Source organism: Microcoleus sp. BM001215392, assembly GCF_036700185.1.
Lineage (GTDB): Bacteria > Cyanobacteriota > Cyanobacteriia > Cyanobacteriales > Microcoleaceae > Microcoleus.
Map to the genome: position 1 here is coordinate 1 of NZ_JAUBOJ010000106.1, position 18,281 is coordinate 18,281.

The window sequence follows — 18,281 nt, forward strand, 5'->3', positions numbered from 1 at the left end:
CCCCTTTGGGGGCTGGGGGGGGTTAGATTCCAAATCACCCGACCAATTCCCCTCCAACAAATCGCGAATTGTAATAAAATTGTGCAAAGACTTAGACATCTTTCTGCCATTAACAGTCACAAAAGCATTGTGCATCCAATAATTAGCCAGAGACTTGCCCGTCGCGGCTTCTGATTGAGCAATTTCGTTTTCGTGATGGGGAAAAGTTAAATCGGAACCACCGCAGTGAATATCAATAGTTTCGCCCAAGCAATCGCGCACCATCGCCGAACATTCAATGTGCCATCCGGGGCGACCTTTTCCCCAGGATGATTCCCAAAAAGGTTCACCAGGTTTAGCGCTTTTCCACAAAGCAAAATCTGATGAATCTTGCTTTTTTTGAGCTTCTATTTCGGCGGTTTCCAATCTGCCGCTAGCCCCTGCTTCCATTTCTTCTAACTTGCGGCCGGAAAGTTTTCCGTAGTTGTCAAACTTGCGAACGCTGTAGTAAACGTCACCGCTGTTGGCATAAGCAAAACCTTTGTTTTCTAACTCGTGAATCAGCCGTTTGATGCCGTCGATTGAGTGGGTGGCGCGGGGATATTCATCGGCCCTGAGAATATTGAGTTTGTCCATGTCCGCAAAATATTCGTCAATGAAGCGTTGGGCTACGGCTTCCATTGTGGAATTTGTCTCGCGGGCGCGATCGAGAATCTTGTCATCAATATCGGTAAAATTCTGCACGTAGCGAACATCGTATCCGCGCCACATCAGATAGCGGCGCACCATGTCCCACACAATATAAGCGCGGGCGTGGCCGACATGGCAGTAATCGTACACCGTAACGCCGCAGCAGTACATCAGCACCTTTCCTGGTGCGATCGGCTCAAAAGGTGATTCGCGGCGGGTCAAGCTGTTGTAAAGCGTTAGGGGCATGGGATTTGAGATTTGGGATTGATGTACCTACCTACTTATTATATTGCGGTTGGTGAATCTTTCGGTGTTGCGAAATACTCGGCGGTTGAAACCGCAGCTATACAAGCAAAGTCGGCCTCCGCCGACTGAGAGATAATTATCGAGGATTTAGAAGGATTACCAAACATCTGTTAAATCTAAGACAAATCCCGGCAACACATCTTCCCCGGATAAAGTCCTGGGACGATCTAATATTTCCACATCCTGATTTTGTCTGTATATCTCTACTTTCTTATTTTTGCGATCGATTAACCAACCCAAACGAGCTCCATTTGCCATGTATTCCCGCATTTTTTCCCGCAATGGTTCCAGGTTGTCAGACTTAGAGCGCAATTCTACAACAAAATCGGGACAAATGGGAGCAAAACCTTCTTGTTCTTTGGTTGTGAGGGCTTGCCACCGTTCTAATTTAACCCAGGAGGCATCTGGGGAGCGATCGGCATCATTGGGCAGTCTAAAACCGCTAGAAGAGTTAAATGCTACTCCCAGCTTGGTTTGGCGATTCCACAGCCAGAGTTGTCCTTCAATATCTAGGTTTCGATTGCCTGTCTCGCTTCCTGTGGGCGGCATCACGATTAATTCTCCTGTAGCACTTCTTTCTAGCCTTAAGTCACGGTTGACGGCAGCAATTTGCTGGAACTGTTCGTGAGTTACTTTGAAGGTTTGGGGAATGGTAATGGTGGTTTTGAGCATATTGTGCGGCCTCGCGATCGGCTATCACCTATTCTATTGTGTCACAAAAGCTTGCAAGGTTATATCGGCTTTTTAAAGTAACCTTGTACTAATTCTACAACGAAGGTAATAGCTGATGAAGAAAAATATCTGGATTAACATTTTAGAAGCAAATAAATTGATGCGATCGCCTGATGAAGTTACAGCTTTTGAAAATGCTTTAGCCTCACTTGCCGATCGTCCTCAAAATGAAGATTTGCCAGATTTACATCTGATTTTAGACGATCGCTGCGAACAGCCAGAAGTCATGTTTGGTTTGATTCATTTTCTGGAATCTTTTGATGTGTTCGCACAGATGCAAGCATTTGTGACAGTTGTACCGCAATTAATGCTCGTTGCTTCGGAATGGACGAGAATCCTTCACACCAGCATTTTGAATGATGATGATGCTTGTCGTTTGTATCGAGATATTTTGCATTATTCATTGAACACCCAAGAACCTAATTTTGTTCGTCAATTGCTAGAAGAAAGCGCTAGTTACCATTTAAATAAGCGGGAACCAAAATTAGAGTTAGCTAGGTAAGGACGATTCATTCCGATCGCCCCCACCCACCGAACCCATCAAAAGCCACCAACACGATATGTCATCAAATCCTGACATTCGCTTCAACACCGATCCCCCAAATCCCCAATTTGTCAAAGTTTCCTGACATATTGATCCCCAAATCCCCGAAAATGCGTATAAGTACCCATGATTGAGGCAAAAGACCCCTTGACCAGAGCGGGTGTTGTCTGCAAGATTAAGTCATGACAAAGCGATCCCAAAGAAATGCTTTGATTGAGTAACTTTGGGAGTCAGATAGCGCGTGTGCTGCTGGCACAGCGTTGCTAGCAGCACCGATCGCACTCGCAAAATCGATCTTGTTTGTCAATCAAGAATCGATAGATAAAGCTTTATTTAGATCGGACGGTGCGCGCAGAAGCCAATAAGTCAGAACCCCCGATCGCAATTGGGGACAAGACAAGGTAAAAACCAGCAAGGCTTCAAAGGTTGGAGAGATTCAGAAGCTCGATCGTACTTGTATTTAAAAGAGTTTCTAACTCAAAAAGTCAACACATTAGTGTTGAATCGAAAAATCTAACCCGCCATCCCAAATTAGTGGAGAATAAACTCATGGCAAAAGAACGCCCACCATTAGAAGAGATGACTTTGCGACAACTCCGCAGAGTTGCTAGCGAATGTGGAGTCTCTCGCTACAGCCGGATGCGGAAATCGCAACTTCTGGCATCAATTCAAGAAATTCAGCGCAACAAGTTTTCATACAGTCCATCTCGCAAACTAGAGGCACAAGAAGCAGTGGAAGCAGCAAAGTTTGAACTAGGTCAAGAAGATAGAACAGGCGGTTCTCTGGCCTCTGTAGATGAAGGTTTAGCAGATTTGCCCAACGGCTACGGCGAAAGCCGGGTGGTTTTGATGCCCCGCGATCCAGAATGGGCCTACACCTACTGGGATATCCCGAACGATCGCAAAGAAGAATTGCGCCGCCAAGGCGGACAGCAACTAGCCCTGCGGATCTACGACGTTACAGATGTTAACCTCGAAATCCAAAGCCCCCACAGCATTCAAGAATATCCCTGCGACGAACTGGCGCGGGAATGGTACGTGCCAATCCCGGTTAGCGATCGCGATTATGCGATCGACATCGGCTACCGCTGTGCAGATGGCCGTTGGTTAGTGTTAGCGCGATCGGCCCAAGTCCGAGTCCCACCCATCTATCCCAGCGACTGGATTGAAGACCAATTTATCACCCTCGACTGGGAAGAAGACTTGGCCGGCCAAACCTTCGCCGAACTCGTTCCCCCAGCCAAGAAAATCGCCAAAGCAACCAACGGCGCGAGTGTTGGTTACAGCAGCGGTAACGCCATCTACGAACAAATCTTCGGCATGGCAGAATCGGCCGAATCGATGCGCGTAGCAGGTTCGATCTTCGGTTCGATGCAGCACGTCGCAGGTTCCATCCAGCAAGCAGCTATCCACGAACAAGCTTTGAGTTCCTACGTGTTCCCCTCCGGCGTCGGAATGTGGGCTGGGGCCGGGATGTCCGGCCTCACCGCGTCCGGTGTCGGAATGTCCGGTGTCGGAATGTCCGGCCTCACCGCGTCGGGTGTCGGAATGTCTGGCCTCACCATGTCCGGTGTCGGAATGTCCGGCCTCACTGCGTCGGGTGTCGGGATGTCCGGCCTCACCATGTCCGGTGTCGGTATGTCCGGTGTCGGTATGTCGGGAGTTGGCTTTGGCGCCCCGATGCGCCCCCGGCAGTTCTGGTTAGTTGCTGATGCTGAACTGATCGTCTACGGCGCTACCGAGCCCGACGCCACCGTCTACGTAGGCGGACAGCCGATTAAACTCAATGCTGACGGCACTTTCCGCTTCCAGATGTCATTCCAAGACGGCTTGATCGACTATCCGATTTTTGCAGTAGCAGCCGACGGCGAACAAAACCGCGCTGTCCACATGAAATTCAACCGCGAAACCCCTGAACGGCGCACCAATACCAAGGAAGATGCTGTTGTGGAATGGTTGGGCTAATCGTAAAGGTCGATCGCGATCGGGTTAGGCGTGCAGGTTTGTGCCAATTTTTTAACCATCACAAGGTCTAACCGGAGCAAATGGCGATTTGTTAGGGTTAATTCCAGACAACAACCCATAACACCCCCTATACACCGTTCTCCTATTTTGAGGAGCGGTGTTTTTTGTATTTAGAAGGAAGATTTGACAGTTGACCTGTGACAGTTGACAGAAGGAAGAAGGAAGAAGAATGATTTATTTGTAGGGTGCGCGAGGGCGAGAAATCTTTAAATCCACACTTAGAGACTATGACTCACGCACCGGGAGCATCTCAGTTTTGCATTAGTGCGAGCGTCCCCGCTCGCGTATTTATAGAATACGCGAGCGGGGACGCTCGCACTATAATATAAAAAAATGCTTTTTACAAAACTGAGATGCTCCCAAACTTTATTTACAGTCATACCTCATGTTTATGATAAAGGCTATAGCCTTTATCATAAAGGTGAGGTATGACTGACAGCTTACATAACCGCTTAAACTAAGAGGGCTCGCATCCCAACAACGTACCTCATCTTATCGCACCAATGCCCTATTTAAAATTAGTCAACACCCCATAAATCGCCCAAATTGCCATCGCCCGCAAATAGTGACTCGCCCGAAAAGTCCCCCCAGCCGTAATCGCTTCCGGCGTCCGAAACTGCAACCCATTCTGATAAATCTGCTTCACCACCGCATCCGTCAACTTAAACGCTTTCTCCTCCATACCCATCTGTACCAAAAAAGCCGCCAACCCAAAATTAATCCCCGTCCAAACTTCCAAAGGATGAGTCGCATTCGGATTTTCCGGCGAACCGTTCAGCATCACCCCATTTGCCGCACCGAACTCACCATCATTGAATTTTAAGAAACAAGATTCATACACTGTTTCTAAAGCGCTGACTGCACATTCTGGCGGCACAATATCCGGCAATCCCAACAGTTTTGCATAAAATTGACCGCACAATTGGTCGGCCATCACTACTTCCGAATTACTCTCGGTGTCCAAACGATAATATTGACCGTTCCACAGTTTTTCTTGATAGCTAGGTCTTGCTTGTAGCAGCCAACTGTGATATAATGCAATCTTCTCTTGCGGATTCGGAAGTATCTCCGGTGCTGCATCTTCTAATATTTCGCCGATCGCGATCGCACTCTCCAGCGCCGCCAGCCACAAACCCCCGCAATACGCACTAATTCCCCGCATTTGCCAATCATCAAACGTCTGATCCGGCGCACCCGAATTCTCAGGAATGCCGTCCCCATCCCGATCAAAAGTTTTCAGATAAGCCAAAGCCTCAACAATCGCCGACCAACACTCTTGCAAAAACTCACAATCTGTGCCACCAGTCAACAGGAAATCCCGATAAACCTGCAACACAAAATCGCAAGGTAAATCCTTCCACAAATTGCAATCTTGATAGCTAGTATAATTGGTTTTTTCCCAAGGATGTTCGTTGGGAGCACCCAAATCGTGCGGCGTCGCACCGACAGCTTTTCTAATAGCCGCAGCTTGATTCCAACCAATAACTCGCGGAGTATCGTCACCAGCCGAAATTGCCCTAGCAAAGGCAATCATTACCGACTTTTCCAAGTCAGGCCACAGCATCAACAAAGCAAAAGAACCGTAAAGCCGCACGTCCAAACTTTCGTACCAGCGGTAATCAAGACACTCCAAAACCCCAAATTGACCCTTCGGATCGCGTTCATCAGCCGCACTCCAGAGACTACCGCCCTGAGTTAAAATGTACAACTCATTAAACAGCGCCATTTTAAAACTATCCGACAAATCAGTCCGTTCTAAAATCGGTTTTTGCCAAGCTTCAATACTTTCGCGCCAAGTATCCGAATGCTTCATCGCCGTGCGAATCATCGGCCACACATTTTTGCCATTTCGCCCGAAGAAATCGGTATAACGGCGGTAGTAAGAAACTCCCGATGCAAACTCAGTAACGGGCAAATCCCAAGCTATGATAAAGGGGATTTTGCGAGTTTTGCCTGGTCTAATTGTAAACCGAACTGCGATCGCACAAGCCAACTGTTCTCCTGGGGCGGCGGCTGTCTCATCTTTGTCATCCAACAAGAAACCTTCCGCAGCAAAGTGTCGCCAAATATCATCGCCGTCCCCCGCCGGATTCCAGCGAGTCTGATAGAATACTTCTACCGCCGGATTGGTAATAGTTGCGATCGCCCACTGTCCCTCCCCTTCTTGCGGTTCATCATCAGCCGTCAACCGCGTCATCACGCAACCGAAACGGTGAAAATCTTCCACCAACAAATTCATATTTCCGGCACTTTCTCCCCACCGGGGTTTATAGTCATAAAATGGACTGCCATCATCTCGCACCTTGACTTCCGGCGACTTGTTGGCATTAGTAAACCAGCCGACAATATTCTGCCAAGTCAGCATGATGCTGAGAGTAATCGGCGCATCTGTAGGATTGTGCGCCACCCATTCAAACATGGCGACTGGGTAACTGCTTTCTTGATAATTATTCGGCAAAATTGGCGAAAATTGCTCGCAGCTTAATTGAGCCTGAAATACATTTTCGTAAACATACCAACTGCGCGGATACAAAGCATGATAAGTCCCCGAATTTGATTCTTTCCCTCTCGCTTCTTTCTTCTGTTTCCCATCCGTTACATCCGTTACATCCGTTACATCCGTTACATCCGTTACAAAATCCGCTGCCGAACTTCCTTCCCCTGGATACCATTGCCAACTAAATAAACTGCCATCTTTCGGCGGTTCGGTGGACAGTGCATAGGCTTGTTTTTTGCCTTTTGTTTCTTCAAATATGCTGAACTGACAAGCTGGTAAACTGCGAAAAATGTGTTCGCCGCCGTCGATGTGCCAAAGGTTGAAGTCTCCGCGGGACGATCGCCCGATGCACCCAGCCCCAAAACCACCTAGAGGCATTCCGTGCCAGGGGCCGTCGTCAAGATTGCTGGCGTAGCGGACTGTGTAGGGATTGTCCCAACCGAGGCCAATGGCGCGTTTCCAGGTGTGTGGGGGGATGTTTGGATGGGATGTGCGATCGTTCATGATTTGATTTTGGTGGCAAGGGCGATCGGTGGGATTCCGGCAGAGCTTTAATAGTATATAAGACTTGCGCAAAAAACGCGGTTTATGATTTAGATTTTAGATTTTAGATTGCAGCCAGCCACTCGATCGGGGCAGAATATCACCTAAGCTTAGATTGACAAACTCCGCAGCTATCGTTTAACATTTAATTAGATGCTAATTTAACGTCATTATTATGATTAACCTTTCAAGAGACATACATTCTCTCACCGATTTCAAACGTAATACGACTGAGTTTTTGCAGCGGCTCAAGCAAACAAAACATCCTGTAGTTCTCACTGTCAACGGGAAAGCAGAGTTAGTTGTTCAAGATGCTGAATCGTATCAGAAGCTTTTAGATGCAGTTGAGTTATTAGAGACTTTAAAGGGGATTAAACTGGGTTTGGCACAAATGGATCGAGAAGAAGGAAAAAAAGCGGAAGATTTTTTGAATCAACTGTTTGATAAGTTAGACAGTTAGCCATGAATCAGAAATATCAAGTCATATCGTTTTCGGTTGCATTGTCAGTCCTGGACGCGCTTCGATCGAAGAAACCGGGTTTTTAACCGAATCTGCGGGTTGTGACGATTATTTCGGAAAAAACCCGGTTTCTGGACCCCATGCGTAAGTCCTGAAATTGAATTAATCGAGCTTATCGATCGATTATACAAAACTTAGGTAAATATCTGTAAACACAAAACTACTTTTTTGTCAAGACTGACAGAAGTAGAAATTTTTCTGCCTGAGAAACCCGACTTCTTCAATTGGATTTCTCCATGTAAAACATCCTGATGACTCTGCCTGAGAGTCGGAATTGATACTATACATACAAATAAATCTTAAACATGAAACTAAATTTGGCAATCCCTGGATTATTGATCGCGCTGTTAGTTGGCTGTAACGATACTACTACAGTTGCAACATCAGCATCACCAAGCGCCACACCCAGTCCGACAACCACTCCGGTAGTACCTGAAAAAACACCAACACCCAGCCCGACAACCACTCCGGTAGTATCTGAAAAAACACCAACATCCACACCCACAGCCACAAATTTACCTAATCTTTTTGATAGCGATTCATTCCCTAAAGCAAGTTGTGGCGATACAATGCCAACTGACAGGAAAACAGATACAGTTAAGTTGTATCCAGTATTCGTCGATTACAGCGACAGTAATTTACAAACTATTAAGACTAATTATTGTAGAGATGCTTTAAAAATAACCACAAAAGATAAGGGCAAATACGTTATACAAGTCGCATCTTTCACTGACGAAAAACGTGTTAATCAATTTAAAGAATTTCTGGCACGTAAGCTAGGGAGTACCAGTGTAGAGGTAGGTGAGGCTACCGTCATAGGTGCTAAGCCAATACCAAAATCTACTAAAGATGTAGCTAAAGCTGCACAACCCACAGGTGATCAAGAAAGTCAAGATAAAAAAGCTGACAATTCACCATACGCGATCGGCAAAGCCGCAAAACTAACGTCTGCTCAAATTAAAGAATTAATAGAAATGGAAAAGCACAAGTCTTATATTAGATCTGGAACTAAAGAAGTTAAATCAAGATTTGTTGTCCCAACCTATATTCCTCCTGGATTTCAGGTTAGTGGCTTTCGTACAGCCGATGACGACGGTCATGGCGGACTAAGATATCGCATTGATTATTGCAATTCAAGTAAGTTTTGCTTTGCAGTTGTAGGTGGTATTCAGCATGACATAGGTGAGTCACCTCTCAGTTTTGAAATAGTTAAAAATATCTCTTCGCCAGCTTTGGGTAAAGTTGAGTTAGGATATACAAATTATGACGGAACAAACAATAAGCCGTATATAGCATTTACAGGTCCTATGAATCGCTTTGTAAAAGATAATAATTTTTATGTGTTTCTGTCTGCTGGTGGCTATCTTAACCAGGACGATCAAACCATCAGTTTGAATGAGGCCACCAAAATTGTTGAATCACTCCAATACCTGAATCCTTAACCTGATCTGAAAACCAATATGAAACTAAATACATTGATAATTGGACTCTTGATTGCATTTTTAGTAGCTTGCGATCGAACTCAGACTAACTCTAAAGTACCGCCAACACCACAACCGCAAAAAGTCGATCGATCGCCAAAGACGAAAACCAGTCAACCCACGAATCCTTTCGATAGCGTTTCGTTCCCGCAAGCAAGTTGTGGTGATAAACTACCCAAGGATGCCAAAGCAGATAATTTCAAGACTTATCCTGTTTGGATTCATCATTACAGTACGAATGTTAATTTAGAAATTGTCAAATCTAAATTTTGTGGAGATGCTGATTACAAAACTAGGATAGACAAAGGAGGGACATTTATCCGAATAGCCTATTTTTATAGTCAGGAACGTGCACATCAATTTCAACAATTTCTAGTTCCTAAGCTGGGTAGTGCTGAAGTAGGAGAACCTATTGTCATTACTACTAAGCTGAAATCTCAGCCGACAAAAGATGCTGTAGCTAAAGCTGCACAATTAACACCACAGCAAGTAGAACAGTTGAAAAATATTATATTCAAAAACACTCAGGGTAAACCACACAAAGTTGAGGCGATTTTACCGACTTATCTTCCCCCAGGATTTAAAATTCATAGCTTTAAACTTGAAGTGTCTCCTACAGATCCATACGGCTATGGTGTCAAATATGAAATTGCTTATAAAAATGCTAGTAATGATAGTTTTAAAATCACGACTGTTGCACCTGGCCCTGGTGCGGGACCACCTCCTTATGCCCCGAAACTTAAAGCAGTTAATTCACCTGCTTTTGGTGAGGTGATTATTGGATACAAAGAATTTGATAAAACTTCTGATAAGTCTTCTATAGAAGTCATTATCAGAGCCTATCCACCAGAGGCAAGCAATATATCGGAAAATACTCCCTCGGACGGTGGAAGTTCTGCGTGGATTTATAATTTACATTCGGATACTCTAAGTCTTGCAGAAGCCACAAAAATTGTTGAGTCTCTCTCGTATCTGTATCCAAATGAACCACGCAATCTAAGGTTTTGGAATGACCTTAGCAACGATCCGGAGTGGGCACCGCAATAGTAGGTTGACTTAAGGAAAGAAACCCAACATTCATTTTTCGGCAACCGTTGGGTTTCAATTAGTTCAAGCCAATCTACAGAATGTTGATAATTCATTTAGGATTGCTATCTTTATTACGGCATACTTTCAATTTATCCTTTGCTTGCCCAGAATTTTCAAGATATCCTTTAAGCCAGTCACAGCCTTCAGCCAACAATTGATCTAGATCCTTAACCGCCCATGACTGCAACTGACCGCTATCACCACCGGCAACAATTGAGCGTCCATCAGCGCTAAAACTGATATCCCAAACAGAACCTTTTTCAATTTTAAACTCAAAAACTTGCCGTCCCAGCCAGTCCCAAAGTTTAACCGTCCCATCCTTTCCTCCAGTCGCAATATACTTACCATCAGAGCTAAAAGCTACAGCTTGAATTTCTCTTTGATAACTAAATAATTTAAGTTTTTCTTGACCTGATAAATCCCAAACTTTAAGTTGACTATTGTCATCTGCTGTAGCCAGGTATTTTCCATCTGAACTAAAACTCAAACTCCGAATCTTTCCTTGATCTCCAGACCAGATTTTAATTTTGTTCACTTTATTATCAGACAACTTCCATAGTCCAATAGTGCCGTCCCATGCACCAGTAGCTATAAGCTCTTGTTTGGGATGAAAGCTAACTTGATACACTAAATCTTTATGGCCTTCTAACGTTGCAATTTTTTGGGCAATTTTTTCACCATCCCAACTCCAAATTTTAGGCGTTTGATTTGATCCTGTTATAGCAATATACTTTCCATCTGAACTGAAACTGAGACTAGAAATAAAATAATTGCCTTGCTTTTCTTTCAATGGTCTGACTAACTGTCCCGATAAATCCCAAATTTTAGCGATTCCATCTTCTCCACCTGAAATCAAAAACTTGCTATCTGGACTAAACGTTATACTCAAAACACGACCTCTATTATCAGCTTTAAATTCTTTACCTATCTGCTTATTAGTAGACAAGTCCCACAATCTGACAAAACCATTATTGTCTCCAGAGGCCATTCGCGTTCCATCATGGCTGATACTCAGAGTATTGACATCGCTTTGATGACCTTTAAATTCAGTCGTTTGAGTAGTTTGTTGATCTGATAAATTCCAAATTCTAGTTTTACCATCTTTCCCCGCAGTAGCAAGATACTTACTGTCGGGACTAAAACTTGCAGTTAAGACCGATCTTTCATGCCCCTGAAAATTATAAATTTCTTTTCCTGATGCTGCATCCCATACTTTAGCTGTGCCATCATCGGAAGTTGTAACTAACTGTTTACCATCAGGACTAAAATCAACAAAACTGACGAGTTCATTGTGTCCTTCCAATTTTCTCTGTTCCTGTCCTGATAGATTCCAAATACGTGGGCTCTTATCTTCCCCAGCCGTAGCAAACAATTTTCCATCTGGGCTAAATCTGACACTAAGAACAGCTTTACCTTTGTGCGGCGTGATTTTAGATAGTTCTTTGCCAGCAGATAAATCCCAAAGTCTGACGGTACCATCATCAGCAGCAGTGGCGATTGTCTTCCGATCTGAGCTAAAAGTTATGCTTGTAATTTTGTCGCTCTCTTTGTATCCTTTTAATGTTATAGGTAGCTGCTTGCCAGATAAATCCCAGATTCTGGCAATTCCATAATAACCTGATGTCGCAATTTTCTTGCCATCAGGACTAAAGCTAGCACTTTTAATTCCGCTTTCTTTCTCTGATAATGTCTTTGACAATTCGCCAGATACTGCATCAAAAAATTTTACTTTCTGATCCTCTCCAGATGTTGCAATTCTCTTACCATCAGGGCTAAAAGTGACACTATTAGCTCCAGATATCTTACCATCATGAGCCTGTATTTCTTTGATAATTTGTCCTGATAAATTCCAAAGTCGTAGTTTCCCATCTTTTCCTACAGTAGCAATGGACTGACTATCGGGACTAAAACTTATACTGGTTACTATTTCATGACCCGTATCAAATTTATTTTTTTCGTGAATGTTGTCTAGAATTTCTTGTAAAACTGATATCGGTCTAATTGTGGGATAGTCTTTGATTTGGCGATCGGTTACATTTTTTTCTAACTCTTTTCCAATTTGTATTGTTTCGACCAAAGCTTGTATTTGATTGTTGGGAAATTGTCTGATAACGCTATTACTTTGCTGTTCTAATTTTGTGCCGTCCTGAGCTTCTTTCGCTTGGGAAAAAGACAAGTAAGATATAGCGAATAAAGTAGCAGATCCAACTAAAAATAAAAATGAAATGACTTCTTTCTGTCTTTTATATGACAAACTACGTTCAATATAGTCTTTTTCGTCATCAGATAAGTAATTGAGATGGGTGTCAAGCTTCTCTTTTGCTTCCTCTAAAAGAGACCCACGCAGCAATGCACCTCGATCGTTTTTACTGTTTTTCCACTGACGCATTGATGATCTTAGTCTCTCTTGCCAAGTACGGAATGTGCGATCGCCATCTATCCACTCCTTTAAAACTTTCCATTTTGTTATTAATGTTTCGTGGATAACTTCAACTGTTTCTTCAGAAGCAGAATTAGATTCTTGAAAATCAGCAGTGAGAGTTGCCTCTAATGTTCTACTTCCTGTAACAACCAGACGTGCATCGGCTAGCTTGGCAACGACATCCCAATTATCAGTTCCCACTTCTGAACGAGTTGCCAATCTTCGTGTATCTTCTGTCCCTTGTCCTGGATAGACTAATTGAATAAAAATCTGTTGTACCTTTCGCTGTTCCGATTTATTGAGGGCATCATACTGCTCCTGTGCGTGCTTCGCTAAGGCATTTTCTACACCTCCAATTTTTTGATATGCCTCATTTGTAAGCTTACCTTCAGACTGTTCTTCCCACAACTGCGTCAGCGCAAACTCAACGAGAGGAAGATTACCGGGCTTCCCTTCAACTGTATTAAGCATTTGATCAGTTAATCTAGCTTCAATTTGTACACCTTGAGAATGAGCAGGTTTTTCGATCGCATCTTGTAACTCTATACGGTTCATCGGTGCCAATGGGACATTTGCATCTTGTATAGCATCTGTCAAATCTCGATCGGACAGAACGTATGCCCAAAAATCAGCCCGTATTGTAAAAACAATGGTTAATTTTTTTGTATTTTTAATAGCATTCAGAATTTGCTCTATAAAGATAGCTTGTTCTTTTTGATTTATATCTTGCTTGTATAATTCTTCAAACTGATCGATAAACAGTAGCAAGTGTTGGTCAGAATTATTCCACAAAATCCTGCCAATTTCATTTGATAAATCCTCTTGCTTACTTTGGAGGTTTTCTATAATTTCTTTAGTTGTTCTCTTTCCTACTTCTAATCCAACCTTTTCTAGTGCTATTACCAAGTTAGAGAAGGGATTTGTGTTAGGAGAGCAAGGACGAAATGAGATATAGCGCCAATTACCTTCTTGTTTCAGTTTGGGAAATAGACCCGCAAAAACGACAGAAGATTTACCGCTACCAGAAGAACCTGTTACTGCGACTAACGACTTTTCTTGTACCGTTTTAAATAATCGCTCGACAAATGTCTCCCGTCCAAAAAATAGGTGTTTATCATCTTCTGTAAATGCTGACAAGCCCCGATACGGGCAATTCCCATTCTTCCTTGGCTTTACTTGGCATTTTTGAATAAAATGTTCGATCGAATCTTTGTCTTCCGTAGACAAAGTGGTTTCGAGCTGAATAAAGTATTCTAAAAAAATAACTAATGCTAATTTTTCTTCTCCATTTTCAGTTTTGATAACTTTTGTGCAAAACACAGCCATAAGGCTCGTAAAAAAAATATCAAAAATTTTATCTATCTGAATAGACTTCAAATAAATATGAAGCCCACATGACGTGATAAAATCAATACGATTATCCGCCGTTTGCAGTTGCGAACTCTTAGACAAAATTTCTTTAAGCTTTGCTTGTTCTTGGGCAGTAAGAGACTCCATAATTAGCTGCTAAAAAATATTTTTTCTGTATCCTATTATTGAACTTGATATTCAATAATTCAACCAAGCAAACCAAAATAAAATGTATCAGTAGCCGGATCGACAGCATAACGAATCCTTTCTAAAAAACCGATTTGACCGATAAAAGAAGGGAAATCTCCCCAGTATTCCTCAACATCAGGAATAAAAGCTGTAGCATCCACTGTCAAATCCTCACCCTCATCAGCAGGTAAAGTCATATTCAAGCGAATAATACTCCCTTCCAGTCGCATTCCTCTGACTAACATTGTTTTTCTCTCCAGTGGCTCAACTTTATCTAAACCAGCTTGTTTGGCAACTTTTGGTGCGATGATTGGGTATGGCGCACCAGTATCCAGAACAGCTTCTGTGATACAATCTTCGACATAAACAACTATGATGATTCGATTCGTTGTATCGCTGGTAATTGCCGGACGATAAGCATAATTAATCGCACCGATCGCAAAATATTCTCCATCTGGAAATAGCAGTAGACTCATTAATGAATCACCGTTAACAATGTACCCTGTGTATCTTCTAGCTGTACAACCAATTCATCAAAGGATTTGGCTGTTGCTAATAATTCACCCGCTTTTACTGCCACCCAATTACCGCGATATTTCTGCCAATTTTCTCTGATCCACTTGCGACTGGCTTGAATATTTTTACGCTTTTCTGGATCGCTTGGACTAACGGTAACTTTTGAGGGGGCGAGAATGTAAGCATACCGATTAATCTCTTGATGATCGGGGTAATGATCGATCGCTTCTATAGAAATCTGCTGGGCAGTTTTCCAATCGCCAATATCTAAAGCCGCATCCATTTCTCGGATAAAACGTTCGGCTGTTTTGTTGTCGGTGTTAATTGTTGACAGATGCCTTAATGCTGTGGAAGTATTGTTGGCAAATAGCTTTTCTAATGTTGCTAATTCTGCCTCTGTCTCATCATCAATTGGCGGTAAAGGGCGCTGCATGATGGAATAGAGCGATCGCCTTTCTCCCTTGCTTTGTAAACCGATCTCCCGCAAATAATCTTCGATTTTCAACACCATCGGTTTGCGATCGCATTTCGCCACATCGGGACTGCGGTAAATCGCTGTTTTAATCGCAGGCAATAGCAATGTTTTTACTGGCTCATATTTCCCTGCACTGATGGCATCTTGTGCTTGGTCAACCAACTCTTTAATACTCGTCAAAGACTCCCAATCTTGAGCTATTCGTTTTTCCAAGCGAAATAGCATATAGCTATAACCTTCTAAAGGTTTCCCATCCCGCACGAAAACTCTCGTACTGCCTGGAGAACCAATCCTAAGACTGTCATTAACCACGCAGAGTTGAGATGTATTAATCTCACTATCTTCAGCCAAAATTGCTACAAAATAACCATCTTTTAGAGTATTACTGCCACCCCCATCCGCATCAGAGAAAGTCTGATGATAGCCCAGTTCTAAACGCCTTTCTCCTAGATCGAATAAATCTTCAATTCCCCGATATACAGGGTCTGCTAAATCTATAACTTTTGATAGTTCTGGTACGGGTAAAAGTTTGGAAAATCGCCCGATCGTCTCGATTAATTTACCAATTGGATCGCTAGCAGAAATACTAAACAATCCGGCTTGTAACTCCACTAAACCTTGATTGAAAGGAAACAGAGGAGTCAGCGGATAGTTGTATTGAATTACTCTGTCTAAATTGTCTTTTGCTAATTCCTTGAGATTCCCCGGTGCAGCAATATAGGGAATAGTAACGGATTTACCACCGCGATCGAAGCGCACCGCTGCATGAACTACGGGATATCGCTGCTTGAACCAATCGACATCTTTAGCAAGACTCATTTCTACCAGCCAAATGCGACAATATGCCTCACCAGCTTGAATTGGAGTACCGCTGCTACCGACATCAACTCGATATTCTGGAAGAAACAGCGTTTTATATTTTTTTGCCTCGCGATTAACACTTTCAGCAACGGACTGCCAAAGTTTCATTTGGTTTACTCCTAGCTAGAATTAAGCAAGATGCGGTGAAATTTTATCCCAGATAGCACGAATGGGAATTCCTCCCATTATACCAGGTGGGAGAGTACGACCAATACCTGTATCACCCTGATGTATGGCAATTAATTCCCACTGACGGTTAAAAATAGGTGCGCCAGAGGAACCATTGTCAGTACGAAGGTTATGGTTAATATAATCTTCTCCTACCTGAACGATATGACCGATTTGGGAAATCTCTACAGGTTTACCGAGAGGATGATGGATCGTGCGAATTTCTTGACCGCTATCTAGGGTATTATTAATTTTATTTGCTATCAGTTGTTTCGGTTTACCCTTGACTCTGACTAAAGCATGATCTGGACGGTTATGGGCGCTGACAAGATCGAGATTTAGTTCAAATAAATATTGGTCTAACGGGAGGATTTCAGATTTGTAATTAAAACGCACCCATGCTTCTTTTACTTGAGTTTTAGTAAAAACATGATTGCAGGTGAGTAATAAATCTGGCTGAATTAGGACTCCCGTACCGATACCAGTTCCTTTGGGTGATTCTATTCTGCCTACGGCATGACGACTCGCTAAAGCTTTAAGTTTTTCATGTCCTTCTTCCACTAATTTGCTAAATAAGGCAACATCTTCGTCTCGTAATTCATCTATTTGCAATTGAGCACGATCGCACAAATATTGCAGGAAGTTAACCAGCGGATGATAATCAGCTTTTTGATATGAAAAAGAATATTTTTTCAATTCCGCTATTAAACTATTAGCAAAAAGAGGAGGCTTATTCTCACATTTGATCTGGTTTAATAAAGCCTGATGAATTCCAGAATTATTCAAAACATCCTGGCGATCGCTCGCAATAATAACCTGCTGTGACCAGTGAGTCAATGCTGCTATCAAAGGCGGAACTTCTTTCTGTTCCAAAAATACGTCTGGATTCATTAAAGTTTTCTCTAAATTAGCTAATCGGCTACTTGGGGGCACTGACTGTGTGATTAATGCTTTTTACCTTCACTGATCCAGCAGGCACATCCGGATGTTTTCCAGTTTATCATCTTCCTAAAGACATATCCATTCTCAGGACTTACCCACTCAGACCAAAGAAACCGGGTTTTTATGCGTTTGTGCGTGCTGTGACGAAGTTTTCTCAAAAAAACCCGGTTTCTGGGCTCCCATGTGTAATTCCTATATGTAGTTTGACAGACCACCTTATCGTGGCAAAACATCATCCAATCGCAGTTGCAAGCTCTTTAACAAAGGAGAAATAATCGGTTCACCAAGGCGAAATTGTTGCTTGGTATAATCTTGGTCAATCAGTTGGCAAACTGTGATAGTAGGTTGTTTAGGTTTACCGATAAAGGCCACACCACCCAATCCGCGATAATCAACTATCCAATATTCTGGAATTCCTAAAATAGCATATTCTTCAACTTTTCTGGCGTAATCTGTTTCCCAATTAGTGCTGACTACTTCTACTGCCAATTTAATCGATCGCCCCAGCGTGATTACAGGTTCTCTTTCCCAGAGGGGTTCGCTGACAAGGGCGGCTTCATCTAACACGACAATATCGGGACGGCGCGCCGTAGCTGCATCCGAAAATGGACGGATTAAACAAGTCCGGGGAATAAACCAAGGTAGTTTTTCTGCTGCGATCGCAATTACTATTTGAGCTACCAGTTTACCGCTGACGGTTTCGTGGCGGCCTGTGGGTGACCTGTCAACTAATTCTCCGTCGGCGAGCTCGTAGCGGGGGTTGTCACAATATCGATCGACAAATGCTTCAAAGCTGAGGATTTTTTGCGCGGTGTAAGTCATTAGAAATCAATACTTTTTTGCTTGATTTTAATTACTGTAGTTTAGCATTCTTGTCAAATAAAACTAACCCGGAGATCCCCCCTAGCCCCCCTTAATAAGGGGGGGACAAGAAATATTCTCTTTCGTCCCC

14 protein-coding genes are annotated in these 18,281 nt (G+C 43.1%); 5 read left to right on the plus strand and 9 right to left on the minus strand.

Translation table 11 applies throughout. The annotated features are described in order from the left end of the window. Positions 1-915: cysteine--tRNA ligase (gene cysS, locus QT974_RS13725; RefSeq protein WP_333469027.1), on the minus strand; the 915-nt coding region annotated here is incomplete at its 3' end. Positions 916-1,071: 156 nt separating this feature from the next. Then, entirely contained in the window at positions 1,072-1,647 is a 576-nt protein-coding gene (locus QT974_RS13730) for a Uma2 family endonuclease (RefSeq protein WP_333469028.1), read from the minus strand. Positions 1,648-1,762: 115 nt separating this feature from the next. Here QT974_RS13730 and QT974_RS13735 point away from each other — a divergent pair, with 115 nt between their 5' ends. Continuing rightward, on the plus strand, positions 1,763-2,209 hold the full coding sequence (locus QT974_RS13735) for an Imm30 family immunity protein (protein ID WP_333469029.1): 447 nt from the start codon (positions 1,763-1,765) through the stop codon (positions 2,207-2,209). Between the two features lie 217 nt (positions 2,210-2,426). Here the strand turns inward: QT974_RS13735 and QT974_RS13740 are convergent, their stop codons facing one another. Beyond that, a complete protein-coding gene (locus QT974_RS13740) occupies positions 2,427-2,558 on the minus strand; it encodes a hypothetical protein (RefSeq protein ID WP_333469030.1) in 132 nt (43 codons plus the stop codon). A gap of 242 nt (positions 2,559-2,800) precedes the next feature. Between QT974_RS13740 and QT974_RS13745 the strand changes: the two genes are divergently transcribed. Then, positions 2,801-4,216, plus strand: a complete 1,416-nt coding sequence (locus QT974_RS13745) for a DUF4912 domain-containing protein (RefSeq protein ID WP_333469031.1) — start codon at positions 2,801-2,803, stop codon at positions 4,214-4,216. A 568-nt stretch (positions 4,217-4,784) separates the two neighbouring features. Here the strand turns inward: QT974_RS13745 and QT974_RS13750 are convergent. Next, entirely contained in the window at positions 4,785-7,277 is a 2,493-nt protein-coding gene (locus QT974_RS13750) for a GH116 family glycosyl hydrolase (RefSeq protein ID WP_333469032.1), read from the minus strand. Between the two features lie 214 nt (positions 7,278-7,491). Here QT974_RS13750 and QT974_RS13755 point away from each other — a divergent pair, with 214 nt between their 5' ends. The 3 genes from QT974_RS13755 (at position 7,492) to QT974_RS13765 (ending at position 10,364) form a co-directional block, all read left to right on the plus strand. After that, complete coding sequence (locus QT974_RS13755; protein WP_333469033.1) at positions 7,492-7,776, plus strand: type II toxin-antitoxin system Phd/YefM family antitoxin; 285 nt, start codon at positions 7,492-7,494, stop codon at positions 7,774-7,776. Positions 7,777-8,141: 365 nt separating this feature from the next. Beyond that, a complete protein-coding gene (locus QT974_RS13760) occupies positions 8,142-9,278 on the plus strand; it encodes a hypothetical protein (protein ID WP_333469034.1) in 1,137 nt (378 codons plus the stop codon). An 18-nt stretch (positions 9,279-9,296) separates the two neighbouring features. Further along, positions 9,297-10,364, plus strand: coding sequence for a hypothetical protein (locus QT974_RS13765; protein ID WP_333469035.1), 1,068 nt, complete (start codon positions 9,297-9,299; stop codon positions 10,362-10,364). A 91-nt stretch (positions 10,365-10,455) separates the two neighbouring features. Here the strand turns inward: QT974_RS13765 and QT974_RS13770 are convergent, their stop codons facing one another. The 5 genes from QT974_RS13770 to QT974_RS13790 form a co-directional block, all read right to left on the minus strand. Beyond that, on the minus strand, positions 10,456-14,325 hold the full coding sequence (locus tag QT974_RS13770; protein ID WP_333469036.1) for an nSTAND1 domain-containing NTPase: 3,870 nt from the start codon (positions 14,323-14,325) through the stop codon (positions 10,456-10,458). A gap of 59 nt (positions 14,326-14,384) precedes the next feature. Further along, positions 14,385-14,843, minus strand: a complete 459-nt coding sequence (locus QT974_RS13775; protein WP_333469037.1) for a hypothetical protein — start codon at positions 14,841-14,843, stop codon at positions 14,385-14,387. After that, positions 14,843-16,327 carry a hypothetical protein gene (locus QT974_RS13780; RefSeq protein WP_333469038.1) on the minus strand — a complete coding sequence of 495 codons (1,485 nt, stop codon included), beginning with the start codon at positions 16,325-16,327 and terminating at the stop codon, positions 14,843-14,845. Before QT974_RS13780 ends, QT974_RS13775 begins: the two co-directional genes overlap by 1 nt. A gap of 21 nt (positions 16,328-16,348) precedes the next feature. Further along, positions 16,349-17,278 carry a trypsin-like peptidase domain-containing protein gene (locus QT974_RS13785; protein ID WP_333469039.1) on the minus strand — a complete coding sequence of 310 codons (930 nt, stop codon included), beginning with the start codon at positions 17,276-17,278 and terminating at the stop codon, positions 16,349-16,351. A gap of 267 nt (positions 17,279-17,545) precedes the next feature. Beyond that, positions 17,546-18,151, minus strand: a complete 606-nt coding sequence (locus QT974_RS13790; RefSeq protein WP_333469040.1) for a Uma2 family endonuclease — start codon at positions 18,149-18,151, stop codon at positions 17,546-17,548. Positions 18,152-18,281: the final 130 nt, after the last annotated feature.

What these genes read in the sequence shown, in the direction of transcription:
- QT974_RS13765 (WP_333469035.1), top strand. Translation starts at nt 9,297, where the DNA reads ATGAAACTAAATACATTGATAATTGGACTCTTGATTGCATTTTTAGTA.
- QT974_RS13735 (WP_333469029.1), top strand. Translation starts at nt 1,763, where the DNA reads ATGAAGAAAAATATCTGGATTAACATTTTAGAAGCAAATAAATTGATG.
- QT974_RS13790 (WP_333469040.1), bottom strand. Translation starts at nt 18,151, where the DNA reads ATGACTTACACCGCGCAAAAAATCCTCAGCTTTGAAGCATTTGTCGAT.
- QT974_RS13780 (WP_333469038.1), bottom strand. Translation starts at nt 16,327, where the DNA reads ATGAAACTTTGGCAGTCCGTTGCTGAAAGTGTTAATCGCGAGGCAAAA.
- QT974_RS13730 (WP_333469028.1), bottom strand. Translation starts at nt 1,647, where the DNA reads ATGCTCAAAACCACCATTACCATTCCCCAAACCTTCAAAGTAACTCAC.
- QT974_RS13760 (WP_333469034.1), top strand. Translation starts at nt 8,142, where the DNA reads ATGAAACTAAATTTGGCAATCCCTGGATTATTGATCGCGCTGTTAGTT.
- QT974_RS13785 (WP_333469039.1), bottom strand. Translation starts at nt 17,278, where the DNA reads ATGAATCCAGACGTATTTTTGGAACAGAAAGAAGTTCCGCCTTTGATA.
- QT974_RS13770 (WP_333469036.1), bottom strand. Translation starts at nt 14,325, where the DNA reads ATGGAGTCTCTTACTGCCCAAGAACAAGCAAAGCTTAAAGAAATTTTG.
- QT974_RS13775 (WP_333469037.1), bottom strand. Translation starts at nt 14,843, where the DNA reads ATGAGTCTACTGCTATTTCCAGATGGAGAATATTTTGCGATCGGTGCG.
- QT974_RS13750 (WP_333469032.1), bottom strand. Translation starts at nt 7,277, where the DNA reads ATGAACGATCGCACATCCCATCCAAACATCCCCCCACACACCTGGAAA.
- QT974_RS13745 (WP_333469031.1), top strand. Translation starts at nt 2,801, where the DNA reads ATGGCAAAAGAACGCCCACCATTAGAAGAGATGACTTTGCGACAACTC.
- QT974_RS13755 (WP_333469033.1), top strand. Translation starts at nt 7,492, where the DNA reads ATGATTAACCTTTCAAGAGACATACATTCTCTCACCGATTTCAAACGT.